The following is a 19018-nucleotide window of genomic DNA, read 5'->3' as shown; positions in this document are numbered from 1 at the left end:
AAATAAGACTATGGTCAGGAAGACACCCCTTGCCTTTGCCCTTTGCACATTGCTGACCGCCGCCCCGCAGGCATTCGCTTCGTTCGATATGGAAGACTGCAAATGGAGCGACGACAGCTGCCTGCTGAAGGGAACGCCGACCTTTAACCCTGAAAACGACAGCCGTGACAACCTGCTGCGGCTGCTGAGCCAGGAAAAATCATTTGCTCTGCCCGTGCAATCAATGCCCGCAGACATCACCCGCTCCCGTGATTTCTATTTTGCCTATCACCCGCAGTGGGATGAGGCTGCCCCGCAGCCAGCCGCTGCTCCGGCATCTGCCGCAGACAGCCCGCTCTCCCGACAGATGGCCGAGCTGAACATTAGCGCCGACGAAATAAACATCAACGACGCTGAGCTTGAGAACCGCCATGTTTCGAATAACACCGAGAGCGTCAGCGCGTTTTTTGCCGCGCTGTTGGCCGATTCCACGTTAACGGCGGAACAGCGCCAGGCCTTAGCCCAGGCGCGTACAGGACTGCTTTCCGGAGCAACCCGCGAGCAAATTGAGTCTTCTCTTGCCACCTTGACGGCAGATTCTCCTGCTCTGCCCTATAAAAGCTATCTGGCAGCAGCCGCCAGTTTCTATGCCGGTGATTATGCCAGTGCCGAACGGGATTTCACTCAACTTGCTACAAGCGATCGTCCGTGGCTGGCAGAGACCGCGCAATACATGCTGATGCGCACGGCGTTGAACAAGAGCAGTCAGAACAGCGTGGGCGAGTACGGCGATTTTGATATTGCGAAAATTAATCGCGAGGATGCCACTCAGGCTCAAGAGTTGGCGCAGGCCTATCTGCAGCGTTTTCCCCAAGGACTCTACGCTGACTCTTCACGAGGCATGTTGCGTCGCATCAACTGGTATTTACAGTCATGGCCGCAGCTGGCCGGGTTGTATGAACAGACGCTAAAGCAGTCGGCTGACGCACGGCAGCTGCGCGAAAATGTCATCGAATACGATAATGTCTATGGCATGGCGTTCTACGACCAGTCCGTCGTTGAGGCCTTCCCCGACGCGCCGCGAGTCAGCTATATCGAACTGCTACGCGCGCTGCGCCTGGATAACAACAGCAAACCCACGCTGACGCAGGCACAGCTCGACGCCAGCAAACCGGTGTTTGAACAGAGCCAAAAACTGCCGCTATGGCGCGATCTGCAACTGAATCTGTGGCTGGCAACGGGCAACTACGCGGCAATTATTCAGGCAGTTACGCCAGCGCAGAAACTTGCCGCTCACGATACCCTCACCTTCAGCGAACAGGTGCTGTACGGCGAAGCGTTGATGGGCCAGAAGAAATGGGCCGAGGCGCGCGATTTTTGGCAGCAGTTGTTAAAACTCAGCCAGGATAACGAACAGCAGCAATATGTGCAGGCTAAGCTTGCCGCCACGCTGGTATATAGCGGCGATGTGGCGGCAGTTTTCGCACCGAATAGCGCGGTGACCAACCTGCGCTTTCGCTCGCAGGTGCTGAAAACGCAGGCCACGCCAGAACTGCTGCGCCAGCAGGCCGTTAATGGCACGAATAACGAAGAGCGTACCATTGCGCTGCATACGCTGCTGGTGCGGGATCTTACAGAGAATCGTTTTGGCGACTGGCTTACTGACAGAAAACTGGCCAGCGCGATTACATCACCGGTCATTGGCGAAGCGTTTGATGACGTTAACCTGAGCATATTCGACTGGAATGGCGACACGGCGCAGGCGGGTTATACGTGCCGCAGCCTCAATGAAACGGTAACGGTATTGAGCAAAAAAGCGGATGATGCTCACGCGCTGAACTGCCTTGGCGAATTCTTCCGCACCACGCAAACACATGTTGATCTGTGGAAAAACAGCGCTGGCAACGACGTGCTTGAATCAGCTATCTCGCACAAGAAACCGTTCGGCCAGTTCGACAGACAGAGCTACTACCAGCAGGTAATTACCTCGCCCACCGCGGAAGTCGAAGATAAGAGCTTCGCGCTGTATCGCGCCATCATGTGCTATGCGCCATCAGGCGCTAACGAATGCGGCGGTGAAGACGTGGATAAACTGCAGCGTAAGGGCTGGTTCACCCAACTGAAAACGCAGTATCCGGGAAGCCCGTGGGCGCAAAAACTCAAATATTACTGGTAACCGCACTGCTTCTCGGCCAGGCACAGGCAGCGGATATCGTCGCCGCCCGTGAACATTCAGCCTTCTGGCTGTGGTCTGGGGTGAAAGCCAGTGACGAGCTGAAAGACGCGCAAACGGTTTATCTGCACCAGGGCGAGGTACTGGTTCGTTCCGGTAACGTGGTGTTCCAGCGCCTCGGACTGCCGGTCAGTCGTCTGTCTTTTCCCTCAATCTGGCTGACCGTACGCTTTACAACCCTCGACGTACCGGAAGAGATCCCGGCGCGTATCATACGGTTGATGCAGCGCTGGCAGACCGCCGGGAATCACGTCGTTGGCCTGCAGGTTGATTTTGACGCAGCGACCCATCAACTGACCGACTACGCCCACTTTCTGCAGCAACTGCGCCAACAGCTCCCGGCCGAGTTTGCGCTAGGCGTAACCGGACTACTGGATTGGGCAAAAACGGGCGACGTCGCTACGCTGAACGCGTTGGCGGTCGATGAACTGGTGGTGCAAAGCTATCAGGGGTGTCACACGGTGACGAATTATCAGGCGTATCTACCCGCGCTGAGCCGCCTGCGCATTCCATTTAAGCTGGGACTGGTGCAAAACGGTAACTGGGACCCACTGGCTGAAGCGCAGCTTGAGAAATCCCCGTGGTACCGCGGCACGGTGGTGTTTATGCTTAATCCCTCTCGCCGTTAAGCCTTGGCTTTGTGGTGGCAGCAGCCGGAGAGATTATCCATGATCGGACATTCAGCGCTGTCATCACCCGGGCAACTGTCCGCCAGCGCCAGTAAATGCAAGCGCATGGCCTGCAGCTCACTGATATGCCGCTCAATATCCGCCACCTTTTCCAGGGTGCGCTTTTTCACATCCGCGCTATGACGCGCCGGATCGTTAAACAGGTTTACCAGCTCGCCGCACTCTTCCAGGTTAAACCCAACCTGCCGCGCCTGACGCAGCAACGTCAGTTCATTCAGATGCTGTTGGTTGTAAGTGCGATAGCCATTGTCACTACGCAGCGGCGGCGTCACCAGTCCTTTCTCTTCATAAAAGCGAATGGCTTTGCTGGTTAAACCGGTTTTTTTAGCAACATCGGATATATTCACATCTCCCCCCTTGACCTTCCCCTTGATGGAAGGTTTAACCTTTATAACAGTTAGTCAAAACGATTGCTAAGGTCAATGAATCTCAGACCAATCATAGAGGAAATTTGTTATGTCTCAAACCATCGATCTAACCCTGGACGGCTTGTCCTGTGGTCACTGCGTAAAACGAGTTAAAGAAAGTCTGGAGCAACGCCCGGACGTTGAGCAAGCGGATGTCACTGTGACTGAAGCGCACATCACCGGGAGCGCCAGTGCTGAAGCGCTGATTGAAACCATCAAACAAGCCGGTTACGGCGCGGAGTTAAGCCACCCAAAGGCTAAACCGCTGACGGAGTCATCAATCCCGTCGGAAGCACTGGCAGCGGTCCCTTCCGAGCTTCCGGCAGCTACGGCTGATGATGACAGCCAACAGTTGCTGTTAAACGGCATGAGCTGCGCCAGCTGTGTTATCCGCGTACAAGATGCTCTGCAAAGCGTACCGGGTGTCACGCAGGCACGGGTAAACCTGGCGGAACGTACTGCGCTGGTAATGGGCAGTGCGTCCGCCGACCAGTTAGTGAAAGCGGTGGAAAAAGCGGGCTACGGCGCAGAAGCCATTGAAGATGATGTTAAGCGCCGCGAGCGTCAGCAAGAAACCGCCGTAGCAACCATGAAACGTTTTCGCTGGCAGGCGGCCGTCGCGCTGCTGCTGGGTATCCCTGTCATGGTATGGGGAATGATTGGCGAAAACATGATGGTCACTGCCGACAACCGTAGCCTGTGGCTGACGATTGGTCTGGCAACGCTTGCCGTGATGGTTTTCGCGGGCGGTCATTTTTACCGCAACGCGTGGAAAAGCCTGATGAACGGCACCGCGACCATGGATACGCTGGTGGCACTGGGTACAGGGGTGGCATGGCTTTATTCCATGAGTGTCAACCTCTGGCCGCAATGGTTCCCGATGGAAGCGCGACACCTCTATTATGAAGCCAGTGCGATGATTATCGGTCTGATTAACCTCGGGCACATGCTGGAAGCGCGGGCTCGCCAGCGTTCGTCCAAAGCACTGGAAAAATTACTCGATCTGACACCGCCGACCGCGCGTGTTGTTACCGACGAAGGCGAAAAGAACGTGCCGCTGGCAGACGTTCAGGCGGGAATGTTGCTGCGCCTGACCACCGGTGACCGCGTTCCGGTAGATGGCGAAATCACTCAGGGTGAGGCCTGGCTGGATGAAGCCATGCTGACCGGAGAGCCTATTCCGCAACAAAAAGGCGAAGGCGATAGCGTCCACGCCGGTACGGTCGTACAAGACGGCAGCGTGCTGTTCCGCGCCAGTGCCGTTGGCAGCCATACCACGCTGTCACGCATTATTCGTATGGTGCGCCAGGCGCAAAGCAGTAAACCGGAGATTGGTAAACTAGCCGACCGTATCTCCTCAGTGTTCGTTCCGGTCGTCGTCGTCATTGCGCTGGTGAGTGCGGCAATCTGGTATTTCTTCGGGCCGGCACCACAAATTGTTTATACGCTGGTGATTGCCACTACCGTACTGATTATTGCCTGCCCTTGTGCGCTGGGCCTGGCGACGCCGATGTCGATTATTTCCGGTGTAGGTCGTGCCGCTGAGTTTGGGGTTCTGGTACGTGATGCCGATGCGCTGCAGCGCGCCAGTACGCTTGATACCGTCGTATTTGATAAAACCGGGACATTGACTGAAGGTAAACCGCAGGTTGTCGCCATCAAAACGTTTGGCAATACCGATGAAGCGCTGGCGATTCGTCTGGCTGCAGCCCTTGAACAGGGTTCCAGTCACCCGCTGGCAAGGGCGATTCTGGACAAAGCCGGTGATGTTACGCTGCCACAGGTCAATGGTTTCCGTACGCTGCGCGGTTTAGGCGTAAGCGGTGAAACGGAAGGTCATACGTTGCTGCTGGGCAACCAGGCACTGCTCAATGAGCAACAGGTTGATACCACTGAAATGGAAGATGAAATCACCGCTCAGGCATCCCAGGGTTCAACCCCGGTCCTGTTGGCGATTGATGGTAAAGCGGCGGCGCTGTTAGCGGTGCGTGATCCGCTGCGTAGCGACAGCGTGGCAGCACTTCAGCGCCTGCACCGCAACGGGTATCGTCTGGTGATGCTTACTGGTGACAACCCGACCACGGCTAACGCTATTGCAAAAGAAGCCGGTATTGATGAAGTGATTGCCGGTGTTCTGCCGGACGGTAAAGCCGAGGCGATTAAACGTCTGCAAAGCCAGGGGCGTCAGGTTGCCATGGTGGGTGACGGTATTAACGATGCACCTGCGCTGGCTCAGGCCGATGTCGGAATTGCCATGGGTGGCGGCAGCGATGTGGCGATTGAAACCGCCGCGATTACGCTGATGCGTCATAGCCTGATGGGCGTTGCGGATGCACTGTCTATCTCCCGGGCAACGTTGCGCAATATGAAGCAGAACCTGGTCGGCGCGTTTATTTATAACAGCATCGGTATCCCCGTTGCCGCTGGGATCCTGTGGCCATTCACCGGAACACTGCTGAATCCGGTCGTTGCAGGGGCGGCGATGGCACTCTCCTCCATTACTGTGGTGAGCAACGCTAACCGACTGCTGCGCTTCAAACCGAAAGAGTAACCCTCTGCCGCATGGCGCTCACGCTTATCCGGCCTACAAAGTGCAGGTAACATTGTAGGCTGGATAAGACGATTTCGCGTCGCCATCCGGCGATTCTCGCATTGCACCTTCCTGGACCACGCGCTAGCATGAAAGTCTACTTAGGGAGGTCGTATGGATCTGTTATACCGGGTAAAAACATTTTTCACCGCGCTACGCGGCAACCACTATACCTGGCCTGCCATCGACATTTCATTGCCCGGCAACCGCCATTTTCATCTGATTGGCAGTATTCACATGGGCAGTCGCGATATGGCACCTCTGCCTGCCAAATTACTCAAAAAACTCAACCATGCCGACGCGCTGATTGTCGAAGCGGATGTTTCCGGTGACGACGCGCCATTTGCTAACCTTCCTACATTTGCCGCACTCGAAGAACGTATCAGCCCGGAGCAGTTAGAAAACCTGCATAAAGTCACCAACGAACTGGGCATTTCCCCATCGCTGTTATCTACTCAGCCGTTGTGGCAAATCGCCATGGTATTACAGGCGACACAGGCACAGCAGTTGGGGCTACGGGCGGAATACGGAATTGATTACCAATTGCTGAAAGCGGCAAAACAAGCGCATAAACCCGTTATCGAGCTGGAGGGCGCATCCAGTCAAATCGAGCTGTTATGTCAGTTGCCTGATAACGGGCTGGCCTTGTTGGACGATACTCTGACGCACTGGCATACCAATGCCAGATTGTTGCAACAAATGATGGGCTGGTGGCTTAAAACACCGCCACGCAATAGCGAACTGACGCTTCCCAATACCTTTAGCCAGTCGTTGTATGACGTTTTGATGCATCAACGCAACACAGCCTGGCGCGATCGGCTCAGGGCGATGCCTGCTGGTCATTACGTCGTGGCCGTTGGCGCGCTACATCTGTACGGAGAGGGAAATTTGCCGGAGATGTTACGGTAAAAAAAATGGCCAATATTTCTATTGGCCCGTCAAAGAGGAATTTCATCATTATTATGATCCCAATGCTTAAAGCATCGGTGTAGTTCGATTGTCGCTCAAAGTCATCATCCTGCCAATACTATTGCGCAAGATGGTACTATTTTTTAGACAGACATCAGGCGTATGCTTGAGTCGTATTTTGTCTGGTCCAGGAAAATTGCTATGACACCCGCCGTTAAATTACTCGAAAAAAACAAAATTTCTTTCCAGATTCACACCTACGATCACGACCCGTCCGAGACGAACTTTGGTGATGAAGTGGTACGCAAGTTAGGTCTGAATGCGGACCAGGTCTACAAAACGCTGCTGGTTGCCGTGAATGGCGATATGAAGCATCTGGCAGTTGCGGTCACGCCTGTAGCCGGTCAACTGGATCTCAAAAAGGTCGCTAAGGCGCTGGGGGCTAAAAAGGTTGATATGGCCGATCCAATGGTTGCGCAACGAACCACCGGTTATCTGGTGGGGGGGATCAGCCCATTAGGACAGAAAAAGAGATTGCCAACGCTCATTGATGCCCCTGCCCAGACGTTTGACACCATTTATGTTTCCGGCGGCAAACGCGGGCTGGATATCGAACTGGCAGCCGGCGATCTGGCGAAAATTCTGGATGCGAAATTCGCCGACATCGCTCGTCGCGATTAAGCGGTTATAGAATGATTGCCTGATGGCGCGCAGCTTTAAGGCCTACAAACCGAATACTCAACAGGGCGTTATTGGTGAAGGCAGTTTGGACTCGGCCAGCGCGCAGGAACCGGAGCGTACATGTAGTACGTGAGGATTCCGAGCACTGCCCGCGTTCAAAATGGCGAACAAAATAGCCCTGTTACTGCCAGGTAACTTCACCCTTCGGCTCATACACACTGGCATCCAGCGGTGAGTTCTTCTGCACGAACTCTTTCAGCACTTCCGCATCAATAAACCCGGTATTCACATAGCCTGGTTTGTTATCAATGCGCGGATAGCCATCGCCACCGGTTGCGTTGAAGCTTAGCGTTGCCATGCGATAGGTTTTGGCTGGGTCAACGGGTTCGCCTTTGATTTTCAAATCGTTAAGCTTGCCGTCTTTCGCCACAAAGCTGACGTTGGCAAACTGCGGATAGGCCCCGGAGTCCGGCTTCATTTGCGCCACGGCGGTCAGATAGTCAATCACCTCTTTCCCGCTCATGTCGGCATACACCACGATGTTTCCGAACGGCTGCACTTTCAGCACACTCTTATAAGTGATATCGCCGCCTTCGATGGAATCACGGATGCCACCGCCGCTCATCACGCCAAAATCTGCGCTGGTTCGCGCCATTTGCGCAGCCAGCAGCAAATGTCCCATGTTGGTCTGCACGAAACGGACTTTGCTTCGGTCGCCTTCAAGGCGCGCATTGACGCTACCAATTTTCACGTCGAGCTGCGCTTTACCTTTATTCTGGAACGGCGTCAGCAGCGAAAGCATTTGCTGATTTTCAGCTATTTCCGGGGTATAGAGTACGCGCTCACTTTTACCGTTGTCCCAGGTCACTTTTTTCTTCAGGTTGACGGGAATGAGCTGGTAGTTGACCATTTTCATTTCGCCGTTACGGAACTCAAAGTCCGCCCGGCCCACATATTTCCCCCACTCGTGCGCCTGCACAATCCAGATCCCATTTTGCTTGTCTGGCGCACACGGCGTACCCGGTACGTAATCAACCTGCTTCTTGTTCTCTGAAGCCATACACACCGGATCCTGCGAGTGACCACCGACAATCATCGCCAGCGATCCCGCCGGCAGGCTACGCGCCATTTCGACATCGCCAGGGGCGTTCGAGCCGTGGTTGCCGTTGTCATAATGTCCCATATGGGTGGTCGCGATAATGATGTCTGGCTTTTCACCCATATTCAGTTCCTGGATAACCAGTTTGGCTTCATCAGCAGGTTTACGGAACTCAATATCGGTAAAGAACTCGGGGTTGCCTATTTTTGCCGTATCATCGGTGGTTAAACCGAGTACGGCAATTTTTAAATCCTGGCGCTTAAAGATGGCCCACGGCTTAAACAAACGCTCGCCAGTGCTTTTCTGATAGATATTGGCCGAGAGAAACGGGAATTTGGACCATTTTTCCTGCTGGCGCAGTACGGTCATGGGATTATCAAACTCGTGGTTTCCGACCGCCATTGCGTCATAGCCAATCAGGTTCATCCCACGAAAATCAGGTTCCGCATCCTGCAGATCGGACTCCGGTACGCCGGTATTAATGTCGCCACCGGAAAGCAGCAGTACGCTTCCCCCTTCCTCTGCCACCTCTTTACGAATACTGTCCACCAGCGTTTTTTGCGCCGCCAGTCCGTATTCTCCGTATTCGCTGCGCCAGAAGTGACCGTGATGATCGTTGGTATGCAGAATGGTAATTTTGTAGGTTTTATCTTTTTCGTACGCTTGCGCTGGCTGACCTGCCAGCGTAAATGCGGCTAATAACGCCAGCGCCACGCCCCGTTTTAAAAACTTCATATTTCTCTCCCTGAGCCAAAATCAACGACTGAAATTACAATGATATGAAATAATAGTCGAAAATGTTTTCAGAAATGAGACTTCCTTCAAACACCTTCCGCAGGTATGTTAGTCAGGTAATAATAACAAAATAGATTACCCTCATAATCGCAACCCAAACAGAAGTGACTTTCTATGGCAATAAGTGAACCAACCCAGCCTGTGGCTGGCGCGTCAGCGTCGGTTGCTAAAGCACGCACCTCATTTGGCATTTTAGGAGCGATCAGCCTCTCCCATCTGCTAAACGATATGATTCAGTCGCTGATCCTGGCGATTTATCCGCTATTGCAGTCAGAGTTCTCGCTAACGTTTATGCAGATCGGGATGATCACCCTAACCTTCCAGCTTGCTTCCTCGCTGCTGCAACCGGTGGTGGGTTACTGGACGGACAAATACCCGATGCCGTGGTCGCTGCCCATTGGGATGTGCTTCACGCTGAGCGGACTTGTTTTGCTGGCTATGGCTGGCAGCTTCCATATGGTGCTGCTCGCCGCGGCGCTGGTTGGCACCGGCTCTTCGGTATTTCATCCGGAATCGTCCCGCGTGGCACGCATGGCCTCCGGCGGTCGCCACGGCCTGGCACAGTCAATTTTCCAGGTTGGCGGTAACTTCGGTAGCTCTTTGGGACCCTTGCTGGCAGCTGTCATCATCGCGCCATATGGTAAGGGTAATGTGGCCTGGTTTGTTCTGGCTGCGTTATTAGCGATTGTCGTCCTGGCACAAATCAGCCGTTGGTACGCTGCGCAGCATCGGATGAGTAAAGGAAAACCGAAAGTCGCCATCGTAAATCCGTTACCGCGCAATAAAGTGGTGCTGGCGGTAAGCATCCTGCTGGTACTGATTTTCTCCAAATACTTCTATATGGCGAGCATCAGCAGCTATTACACCTTTTATCTGATGCAAAAATTCGGATTATCGGTACAAAACGCCCAGTTTCACCTGTTTGCTTTCCTGTTTGCCGTCGCGGCCGGGACGGTGATTGGCGGACCATTAGGCGATAAAATTGGCAGAAAATATGTTATTTGGGGCTCTATCCTCGGCGTTGCGCCATTTACCCTCGTTTTACCCTACGCAACGCTGGAATGGACCGGGATTTTAACCGTGATCATTGGTTTTATCCTCGCATCGGCGTTTTCTGCCATTTTGGTCTACGCGCAGGAGCTGCTTCCTGGGCGTATCGGCATGGTTTCTGGGCTATTTTTCGGTTTTGCTTTCGGCATGGGCGGCTTGGGAGCCGCGGTGCTAGGGCTGATAGCCGACCATACCAGCATCGATTTGGTCTACAAAATATGTGCTTTCCTGCCACTTCTGGGGATACTGACCATATTCTTACCTGATAACCGACACAAAGCCTGATTTTCTGACGGCAAAAAGTAAACTTTGGCCGTCATTACTTACAGTAGCCATCAGCCTTTACCTCTCATATATCGCTGTACTTTTCCGATCCGTGCTTTTTTGCGCGTAAAATCCCGTTTTCTTCAAAATTCAATAATTATTCATAAACATAAACATTAAAATTGTCATAAACTATTACTCGTAGTTTGGGTTTTTAGGATCATCACAGCAACCAAAGGAGACGGAATGCATCACGCCACCCCGCTTATCACCACCATTGTCGGCGGCCTTGTGCTCGCTTTTATATTAGGCATGATTGCCAATAAACTACGTATTTCTCCTCTGGTGGGATATCTGTTAGCGGGCGTTCTGGCCGGTCCATTTACACCTGGTTTTGTTGCTGATACTAAGCTCGCGCCTGAGCTGGCCGAGCTTGGCGTTATTCTGCTGATGTTCGGCGTGGGACTGCACTTTTCGTTGAAGGATTTGATGGCGGTAAAGTCTATCGCCATTCCCGGTGCGATTGCCCAGATAGCAGTGGCAACGCTGCTGGGTATGGCGCTTTCAGCCGTATTAGGCTGGTCGCTGATGGTGGGGATCGTCTTTGGTCTGTGTCTTTCAACCGCCAGTACCGTGGTGCTACTGCGTGCGCTTGAGGAACGACAGCTCATTGACAGCCAGCGCGGGCAAATTGCCATTGGCTGGCTGATTGTCGAAGATCTGATGATGGTGCTGACGCTGGTTCTCCTGCCAGCCGTCGCCGGGATGCTGGAAAAAGAAGATGTCGGCTTCGCCTCGTTGGCCGTCGATATGGGCATTACCATCGGTAAGGTGGTGGCGTTTATCGCGATTATGATGCTGGTGGGTCGTCGCCTGGTACCGTGGATTATGGCCCGCAGCGCCGCAACCGGTTCACGCGAACTGTTTACCCTCTCAGTCCTTGCCCTCGCCTTAGGTATCGCCTTTGGCGCAGTAGAGCTGTTCGATGTCTCCTTTGCGCTGGGCGCGTTCTTCGCCGGTATGGTGCTGAATGAATCTGAACTGAGCCACCGTGCGGCCCATGATACCCTGCCGTTGCGCGATGCGTTCGCCGTGCTGTTCTTTGTTTCCGTCGGGATGCTGTTCGATCCGTTAGTTCTGATCCAGCAGCCGTTGGCGGTACTGGGCACGCTGGCGATTATTATCTTTGGTAAATCCCTTGCCGCCTATTTCCTGGTGCGTCTGTTTGGTCACTCCCAACGTACGGCGCTCACCATTGCCACCAGCCTGGCGCAGATTGGTGAATTTGCCTTTATCCTGGCGGGTCTGGGAATGGCGTTGAACCTGCTGCCGCAGGCCGGACAGAATCTGGTGCTGGCCGGGGCAATCCTGTCCATCATGCTCAACCCGGTGCTGTTTGCGGTGTTAGAAAAATACCTCGCCAAAACAGAAACGCTGGAGGAGCAGACGCTGGAAGAGGCTATCGAAGAAGAGAAGCAAATTCCGGTGGATATCTGCAATCATGCCTTGCTGGTTGGCTTTGGTCGCGTCGGCAGCCTGCTGGGTGAGAAATTGATGGCTGCGGGGATCCCGCTGGTGGTGATCGAAACCTCACGTACCCGGGTGGATGAACTGCGCGAGCGTGGGATCCGCGCGGTACTGGGAAATGCCGCCAACGAAGAGATTATGAATCTGGCGCATCTGGATTGCGCGCGCTGGCTGCTGCTGACCATTCCCAATGGTTATGAAGCGGGTGAAATTGTCGCTTCTGCACGTGAGAAATGCCCGTCGATTGAGATTATCGCCCGCGCGCATTATGACGATGAGGTGGAATATATTACCGAACGCGGCGCCAACCAGGTCGTCATGGGTGAGCGTGAAATCGCCCGCACCATGCTGGAGCTGATTGAAACGCCGCCTGCAGGTGAAGTTGCTACGGCCAGTTAATGTCCGTGCCGGATAGCGTTATCGCTTATCCGGCCTATGCAAGATTTAACGGTCCCAGTACGACTCTTCGAGACTGTCTTCACGTTCCGGTAAACCGCGCGTCAGGCGCGGTGAATGCTGGTTCAGCACCTGATAACTCACGCGATTAGCATACTTACACACCTGGGCTAACGACGAATAGGTCAGCCAGGTGAACTTGTGCTTGCTGGAGTTAGGCACGTTGCTGCGGTGATAGCTGTTGGCGGTAATATCATGCAGCAATGCCGCCAGCGCGCCGTCACCTGCGCCGTTGGTGTTCATTATCTTCTCAGGCCCGCCCATATACGGTGCGATGTGCGAATACACGCGCAGCGGATTGGTACAGTCTTTATGGCGCATGGCGCGGCTGAATTCGTACTGGTTAAATTCGGCAATAGCACCGGGCAGCAGCGGATGCTGGGTTTTACGTTTGACTTCTTCTTCCGTAAAGCCCGCCATATACAGACCAGCCGGACCCGCAGTGCACAGTACCAGATCCACCCAATCCAGCGCCTTGTCGGACGCCAGCAGCGGGTCGTTTTCGCCGGTCAGCGCTTCGGCCTCTTCTTCATTCATCGCCAGAATAGAGACATGCTCTTTCAGGAATGCCTGCCACCACTGCGGGTTATCGGCAATGACAAATTTGGTGCCCAGGGTCAGAACCACCGGCACATTGTGTTTTTTGGCATATTCAATCGCCTTCATGGTCGCTTCCGGCATCGGCTCACCCGGTTCGCAGCGCACCAGATAGGACGTCAGCACCAACGCGGACGCGCCGGCAATCACCGATTCAGGGATGCTATCCGCTCGTAGCTTATTCATATGCCCAGGGCTGATTGCGAAGGTACGCTCACCTGACTCGCCAATCAGCGTAAAGCAGCGGCCAATCGGTCCGTTAACGCCTTGCAGGTAGTTCAGGTCGGTACGGCTGGAGGTATTGCATAAATAGCGGTACGCATAGCTGCCAATCTCGATATTGCTGCACATCACGCCCAGCAGCACCGAGCGGTCATCCGCCAGCACAGAGTAGTTGTGCATCGTGTTACCGATAGTACCGCCCGCAAACTGATGGGTGATCAAATTTTCACGCACCAGTTCCTGGTAGAGCGCTTCTGCGACATCATCGGCAATCACCAGAGAATGCCCGGCGCTTAATCCATAACGTTTTACAAAGTCATCATCCACTTTGGCTTCAATATCCACCAGCGTCTGGTCGATACCTACCACCCAGGCTGCGCTGGTTTCATTTTCTGGCTGAATTTGTTGCAGCAACGGATCGCGCGCGCTGACGGGAAAATAGTGTTTGGATTTGCGTTTACCGGGAAATTTCATGGTCGATTTTACGGGTGGTTAACTGAGCGATGCATGGTAGCACATTCCCTGCCACGCATGCGATGCGGCGCTAAGTTTCAATATCAGACGGTGAGATCGCAGTTTATACGGGATTAATTTCTACAATAACTCACCTTCACAAGGAGCGTTTTATGAAGCCGGAAAACAAGATCCCCGTACTCGACAGAATTTCGGATGAAATGAAAAGCGTGGTGAATTTTCATCGCGACGATCTGCCGCCGTGGCCCCCTGCAGATGACTTCGTGGCCCAGCGCCAACACTACATTCATGAACGGCAGCTGTGGAATGCCGATGCCCCAGAGATGAATACCCGCGAATGCGTTATTTCTACCGCATGCGGCCCCGTGGCCACACGTATTTACTCACCGCAGCCTCATAGCCTGGCAACGTTGTATTATCTGCATGGCGGCGGTTTTATTCTCGGTAATCTGGATACCCACGACCGTATTATGCGCTTGCTGGCGCGCTATACGCAGTGCACGGTAATTGGTATCGACTATTCGCTTGCGCCAGAAGCCCGTTTCCCGCAAGCCATCGAAGAGATTGCCGCCGTCTGCCAGTATTTTCATCAGCACGCTGGCGACTATTCTCTTAATGTGAATCATATCGGTTTTGCGGGCGATTCCGCCGGAGCCATGCTGGCGCTTGCCAGCGCGCTGTGGCTACGGGATAAACGCATTGTCTGCGGCAAGGTGGCTGGAGTGCTGTTGTGGTATGGGCTTTACGGCCTGCAGGATTCACTGAGCCGACGGCTGATGGGCGGAGCGTGGGATGGGTTAACCCGCGAGGACTTGCAGATGTACGAAAACGCGTACCTGCGTAGCGCTGACGATCGCGAGTCACCGTATTATTGCCTGTTTAATAACGATCTGACGCGTGACGTGCCACCGTGTTTTATCGCTGGCGCTGAGTTTGATCCGCTGATTGACGATAGCCGCTTACTATTCCAGACGTTGCAGGCGCATCAGCAGCCCTGCCAGTACAAAATGTACCCTGGCACGCTACACGCCTTCCTGCACTATTCGCGAATGATGAAAACCGCCGACGATGCATTACGGGAAGGCGCTCGTTACTTCAGAGCCCAGCTTTAACGGTAAGCGTCGGTCAGTTTAACCATCATTTCGATATGTTCCGGTGCGGCATTAAGCGCCGGAATATACTCATATTGCTTACCGCCAGCTTCGAGGAAAATCTCCCGGTTTTGTACCGCTATCTCTTCCAGCGTTTCGAGGCAATCTGCCGAGAAGCCCGGACACATAACCTGGATATGTTGTGTCCCTTTCTCCGCCAGCATTTTTAACGTTTCGTCGGTATACGGCGTCAACCACGGTTCGCGACCAAAGCGAGACTGGAAGGTCATCATTACTTTTTCTGGCGGCAGGCCAAGCGCTGAAACCAGTTCTCGAGTGGTATCGCGACAGCGCTGCGGGTAGTCATCGCCTTCATCGGCGTAACGCTGCGGAATGCCGTGATAGGAGAGCAGCAGCAAATCAGGTTCACCGTGTTGAGCAAATGAATCCCGGGCACTCTTCGCCAGCGCATCGATGTAGCTGCTGTCATCGGCGTAATCACGAATAAATGAAACGCCAGGAATACCGCGTTTACGCGCTAAGATACGCGCCAGCTCGTCCCAGACGGCCGCCACCGTCGAACAGGAATATTGCGGGTACAGCGGTAACACCACCATGTGTTCAACCCCGCTTGCCAACAGTTCATCGACCGCGCTTTCAAGCGACGGCGAACCGTAGCTCATTCCCAGCGCAACAGGGGTATTTGGTAGGCGTTCTGCCAGCGCACGCTGTTGTGCCTTGCTATAAACCATCAGCGGGGAACCGTCTTCCATCCAGATTGACTGGTACAGCTTGGCTACGCGTGGCGCACGCAACGGTAAAATCACCCCGCGCAGAAGCGGCCACCACAGTGCAGGTGACGTATCAACTACGCGTGGATCGCTTAAAAACTGGCGCAGGTAGCGCTTAACGGCTTCGGGGGTTGGGGCATCGGGAGTGCCGAGGTTTGCCAGCAGGATACCGGTTTTCGTCTGACGCATTACCGCCTCTTATCGATTCAAATTGTTGATAATTGTAGCGGAAAAGCGATAAAGAAGAACTAATTGCTGTGAGAGGTAAGACGAGAATTTGCCTGATGGTGCTACGCTTATCAGGCCTACGCGATAATGGCAGGCCTGATAAGAGATTTATTACGCGAAAAAATTAGCCGAGGATTTTTTCCAGCGCTGCGCGCACGTCAGCAACGGCCTGAGTGCCATCAACTTTAGCGTATTTGGTGTTACCCGCCTGCGCTTCTTTAGAGTAGTAGCCGATCAGCGGAGCGGTCATCTGATGGTATTCCACCAGGCGCTTACGTACAGTTTCTTCCTGATCGTCTTTACGGGTGGTCAGCTCTTCGCCGGTCACGTCGTCTTTACCTTCAACCTTAGGCGGGTTGAATTTGATGTGGTAAACGCGGCCAGAAGCAGCGTGTACGCGACGACCCACGATACGGTCAACGATCAGTTCGTCAGGAACATCGAACTCCAGAACGTAGTCCACGTTGATGCCCGCTTCTTTCATGGCGTCTGCCTGCGGAATAGTACGCGGGAAGCCATCCAGCAGGAAACCATTACGGCAGTCTTCCTGAGCAATACGCTCTTTTACCAGCGCGATCACCAGCTCATCAGTCACCAGCTTACCGGCGTCCATGATGTCTTTCGCTTGTTTGCCCAGCTCGGAGCCAGATTTCACGGCAGCACGCAGCATATCACCGGTGGAGATTTGCGGAATACCATACTTCTCCATGATGAACTGAGCCTGAGTTCCTTTACCCGCGCCCGGAGCGCCAAGCAGAATGATACGCATTACGAAAATCCCCTTAAAGGTTGTCGATATTTTTTAAAAAGCGCTAAACGATACCACCATCACGCAATTGGCTCAAGAAAGACGCCCGACGCTGAAACGGTTAACGGTGGGAAAATTAAAAATAAGGCGAGAAAATGCCGGATGGCGGTGGAAACACCGTATCCGGCATACTATTACGAGATGCTGTAGGCCGGATAAGCGTTAACGCCATCCGGCATTACATTACGGGTATCAGGACACCAGCAACTGGTTCATACGACGGATGAACTGGTTCGGGTCTTCCAGCGTGCCGCGCTCAGCAAACAGCGCCTGATCCAGCAGCAGTTCGACCCATTCTTTGAACTGCGCTTCGTCCTGGGTATCCGCCGTGCGTTTTACCAGCACGTGGTCCGGGTTCAGTTCAAAGATATATTTCACTTCCGGTACGGCCTGGCCCGCAGCGGCAAACAGTTTCGCCATCTGGGTACTCATTTCATCCGCATCGGTGGTGACGATGGCTGGCGTGTCGGTCAGACGGTGAGTCAGACGCACTTCTTTCACGCGGTCGCCCAGCAGGGTTTTCACGCGCTCAACGAACGGCGTCAGCGCTTTTTCCGCTTCTTTTGCCGATTCATCAACTTCATCCGCCAGCTTGTCGATGGACTCGTCAGCTTTGGCAACAGACTGGAATGCCTTACCGTCGAACTCGGTCAGGTAGTTCATCATCCACTCATCGATGCGGTCAGAAAGCAGCAGCACTTCGATGCCTTTCTTACGCAGCAGTTCCAGGTGCGGGCTGCTCTTCGCTGCCGCATAGCTGTCTGCGGTGATGTAGTAGATTTTCTCCTGCCCTTCTTTCATCCGCGACACGTAGTCTTCCAGCGACACGGTCTGTGCGGAGGAGTCAGTGTGCGTAGACGCGAAGCGCATCAGCTTAGCGATCGTTTCCTGGTTGGCGTGATCTTCCGCCGGGCCTTCTTTCAGTACCAGGCCGAACTGTTTCCAGAAGGTCTGGTATTTTTCCGCGTCGTCTTTCGCCAGTTTTTCCAGCATCTGCAGTACGCGTTTGGTCAGCGCGCTGCGCAGGTTACGGGTGACGGTGCTGTCCTGCAGGATCTCACGGGAAACGTTCAGCGGCAGATCGTTGGAATCTATCAGACCGCGCACAAAGCGCAGGTAGTTCGGCATGAACTGCTCGGCGTCGTCCATAATAAACACACGCTGGACGTACAGTTTCAGACCATGCTTGTGATCGCGGTTCCACATATCCCACGGAGCCTGGGACGGGATGTACAGCAGGCTGGTGTACTCCTGCTTACCTTCCACACGGTTGTGGCTCCAGGTCAGCGGGTCAGTGAAGTCGTGGGCGATGTGCTTGTAGAACTCGTTGTATTCGTCGTCTTTGATTTCCGACTTGTTACGGGTCCACAGCGCCTGCGCTTTGTTGATCTTTTCCCAGGAAACCACGGTCTCGCCGTCTTTTTCTTCGGATTTTTCGATCTCTACCGGCAGCGCGATATGGTCGGAATATTTGCTGATGATGGAACGTACGCGCCAGTCATCAAGGAACTCATCTTCGCCTTCACGCAGATGCAGGGTGATTTCGGTGCCGCGATCGTCTTTGGTGATGTCGGCAACGGTGTACTCACCTTCGCCCGCAGATTCCCAGAACACGCCGTTTTCCGGCTTATCGCCCGCAGCGCGGGTACGCACGGTGACTTTGTCCGCCACGATGAACGCAGAGTAGAAACCCACCCCGAACTGGCCAATCAACTGGCTGTCTTTCGCCTGATCGGATCCCATGGATTCGAGGAAAGATTTAGTACCGGATTTCGCAATGGTCCCCAGATGATCGATAACGTCATCACGGTTCATCCCCACGCCGTTATCGGCAATGGTCAACGTACGCTTATCTTTATCGAAGGAAACACGTACACGCAGCTCACCGTCGCCTTCATACAGGTCCGGGTTAGACAGGGCGCGGAAACGCAGCTTGTCTGCCGCATCCGAGGCGTTAGAGATAAGCTCACGCAGGAAGATTTCTTTATTGGAATACAGAGAATGGATCATCAGGTGCAGAAGCTGTTTTACTTCTGACTGAAAACCACGAGTTTCTTGTCCTTTCATGTAGATCTACCTCAACAATGCCATTTTCAATGGTAAAAACACGTTGAGGGTGAAATGGGGA

General features: G+C 53.8%; 14 protein-coding genes. 8 read left to right on the top strand and 6 right to left on the bottom strand.

Annotated elements, in window-relative coordinates:
• Positions 1–10: 10 nt before the first annotated feature.
• Together OGX86_RS15945 and OGX86_RS15940 are read left to right on the top strand one after the other, a co-directional pair.
• Entirely contained in the window at positions 11–2155 is a 2145-nt protein-coding gene (locus tag OGX86_RS15945) for a PA5441 family protein (protein WP_286640278.1), read from the top strand.
• Positions 2125–2841: a DUF3142 domain-containing protein gene (locus OGX86_RS15940; RefSeq protein ID WP_128317164.1), complete on the top strand. Its 717-nt coding sequence runs from the start codon at positions 2125–2127 to the stop codon at positions 2839–2841. The genes OGX86_RS15945 and OGX86_RS15940 overlap by 31 nt, the downstream gene beginning before the upstream one ends.
• Here the strand turns inward: OGX86_RS15940 and cueR are convergent.
• Positions 2838–3248, bottom strand: coding sequence for a Cu(I)-responsive transcriptional regulator (cueR, locus tag OGX86_RS15935; protein ID WP_008783984.1), 411 nt, complete (start codon positions 3246–3248; stop codon positions 2838–2840). The genes OGX86_RS15940 and cueR overlap by 4 nt on opposite strands.
• 109 nt (positions 3249–3357) lie before the next feature.
• Here cueR and copA point away from each other — a divergent pair, with 109 nt between their 5' ends.
• The 3 genes from copA to ybaK all read left to right on the top strand — a co-directional run bounded on the left by copA (position 3358) and on the right by ybaK (position 7488).
• Positions 3358–5859, top strand: a complete 2502-nt coding sequence (gene copA / locus OGX86_RS15930) for a copper-exporting P-type ATPase CopA (protein WP_265638986.1) — start codon at positions 3358–3360, stop codon at positions 5857–5859.
• Positions 5860–6012: 153 nt separating this feature from the next.
• Positions 6013–6807, top strand: coding sequence for a TraB/GumN family protein (locus tag OGX86_RS15925; protein ID WP_136391587.1), 795 nt, complete (start codon positions 6013–6015; stop codon positions 6805–6807).
• 201 nt (positions 6808–7008) lie between these two features.
• On the top strand, positions 7009–7488 hold the full coding sequence (gene ybaK / locus OGX86_RS15920; RefSeq protein WP_003831056.1) for a Cys-tRNA(Pro)/Cys-tRNA(Cys) deacylase YbaK: 480 nt from the start codon (positions 7009–7011) through the stop codon (positions 7486–7488).
• Between the two features lie 181 nt (positions 7489–7669).
• Here the strand turns inward: ybaK and ushA are convergent, their stop codons facing one another.
• Complete coding sequence (ushA, locus tag OGX86_RS15915; protein ID WP_128317166.1) at positions 7670–9322, bottom strand: bifunctional UDP-sugar hydrolase/5'-nucleotidase UshA; 1653 nt, start codon at positions 9320–9322, stop codon at positions 7670–7672.
• A 174-nt stretch (positions 9323–9496) separates the two neighbouring features.
• On the opposite strand from ushA, the gene fsr reads away from it, so the two are divergent.
• Complete coding sequence (gene fsr / locus OGX86_RS15910) at positions 9497–10717, top strand: fosmidomycin MFS transporter (RefSeq protein ID WP_003021788.1); 1221 nt, start codon at positions 9497–9499, stop codon at positions 10715–10717.
• Positions 10718–10942: 225 nt separating this feature from the next.
• Positions 10943–12622: a YbaL family putative K(+) efflux transporter gene (gene ybaL, locus OGX86_RS15905; protein ID WP_003021783.1), complete on the top strand. Its 1680-nt coding sequence runs from the start codon at positions 10943–10945 to the stop codon at positions 12620–12622.
• Positions 12623–12667: 45 nt separating this feature from the next.
• Here the strand turns inward: ybaL and gsk are convergent, their stop codons facing one another.
• Positions 12668–13972, bottom strand: a complete 1305-nt coding sequence (gene gsk, locus OGX86_RS15900; RefSeq protein WP_003021781.1) for an inosine/guanosine kinase — start codon at positions 13970–13972, stop codon at positions 12668–12670.
• Between the two features lie 152 nt (positions 13973–14124).
• Here gsk and aes point away from each other — a divergent pair, with 152 nt between their 5' ends.
• Positions 14125–15084 (top strand): acetyl esterase, encoded by a 960-nt coding sequence (gene aes / locus OGX86_RS15895; protein WP_149607770.1) that lies wholly within the window; start codon positions 14125–14127, stop codon positions 15082–15084.
• On the opposite strand, the gene hemH is transcribed toward aes, so the two are convergent.
• From hemH to htpG, 3 genes are all read right to left on the bottom strand, one after another.
• Positions 15081–16043, bottom strand: a complete 963-nt coding sequence (gene hemH / locus OGX86_RS15890; RefSeq protein ID WP_003831052.1) for a ferrochelatase — start codon at positions 16041–16043, stop codon at positions 15081–15083. The genes aes and hemH overlap by 4 nt on opposite strands.
• Positions 16044–16206: 163 nt before the next feature.
• Positions 16207–16851, bottom strand: coding sequence for an adenylate kinase (gene adk, locus OGX86_RS15885; protein ID WP_003021773.1), 645 nt, complete (start codon positions 16849–16851; stop codon positions 16207–16209).
• A 231-nt stretch (positions 16852–17082) separates the two neighbouring features.
• On the bottom strand, positions 17083–18957 hold the full coding sequence (htpG, locus tag OGX86_RS15880) for a molecular chaperone HtpG (protein WP_032942554.1): 1875 nt from the start codon (positions 18955–18957) through the stop codon (positions 17083–17085).
• Positions 18958–19018 lie beyond the last annotated feature (61 nt).

It is taken from the genome of Citrobacter sp. Cpo040 (assembly GCF_030332915.1).
Taxonomy (GTDB): Bacteria; Pseudomonadota; Gammaproteobacteria; order Enterobacterales; family Enterobacteriaceae; genus Citrobacter; species Citrobacter portucalensis.
The sequence above is the reverse complement of the archived record's forward strand: the minus strand, read 5'-3'. Positions and strand labels throughout refer to the sequence as shown.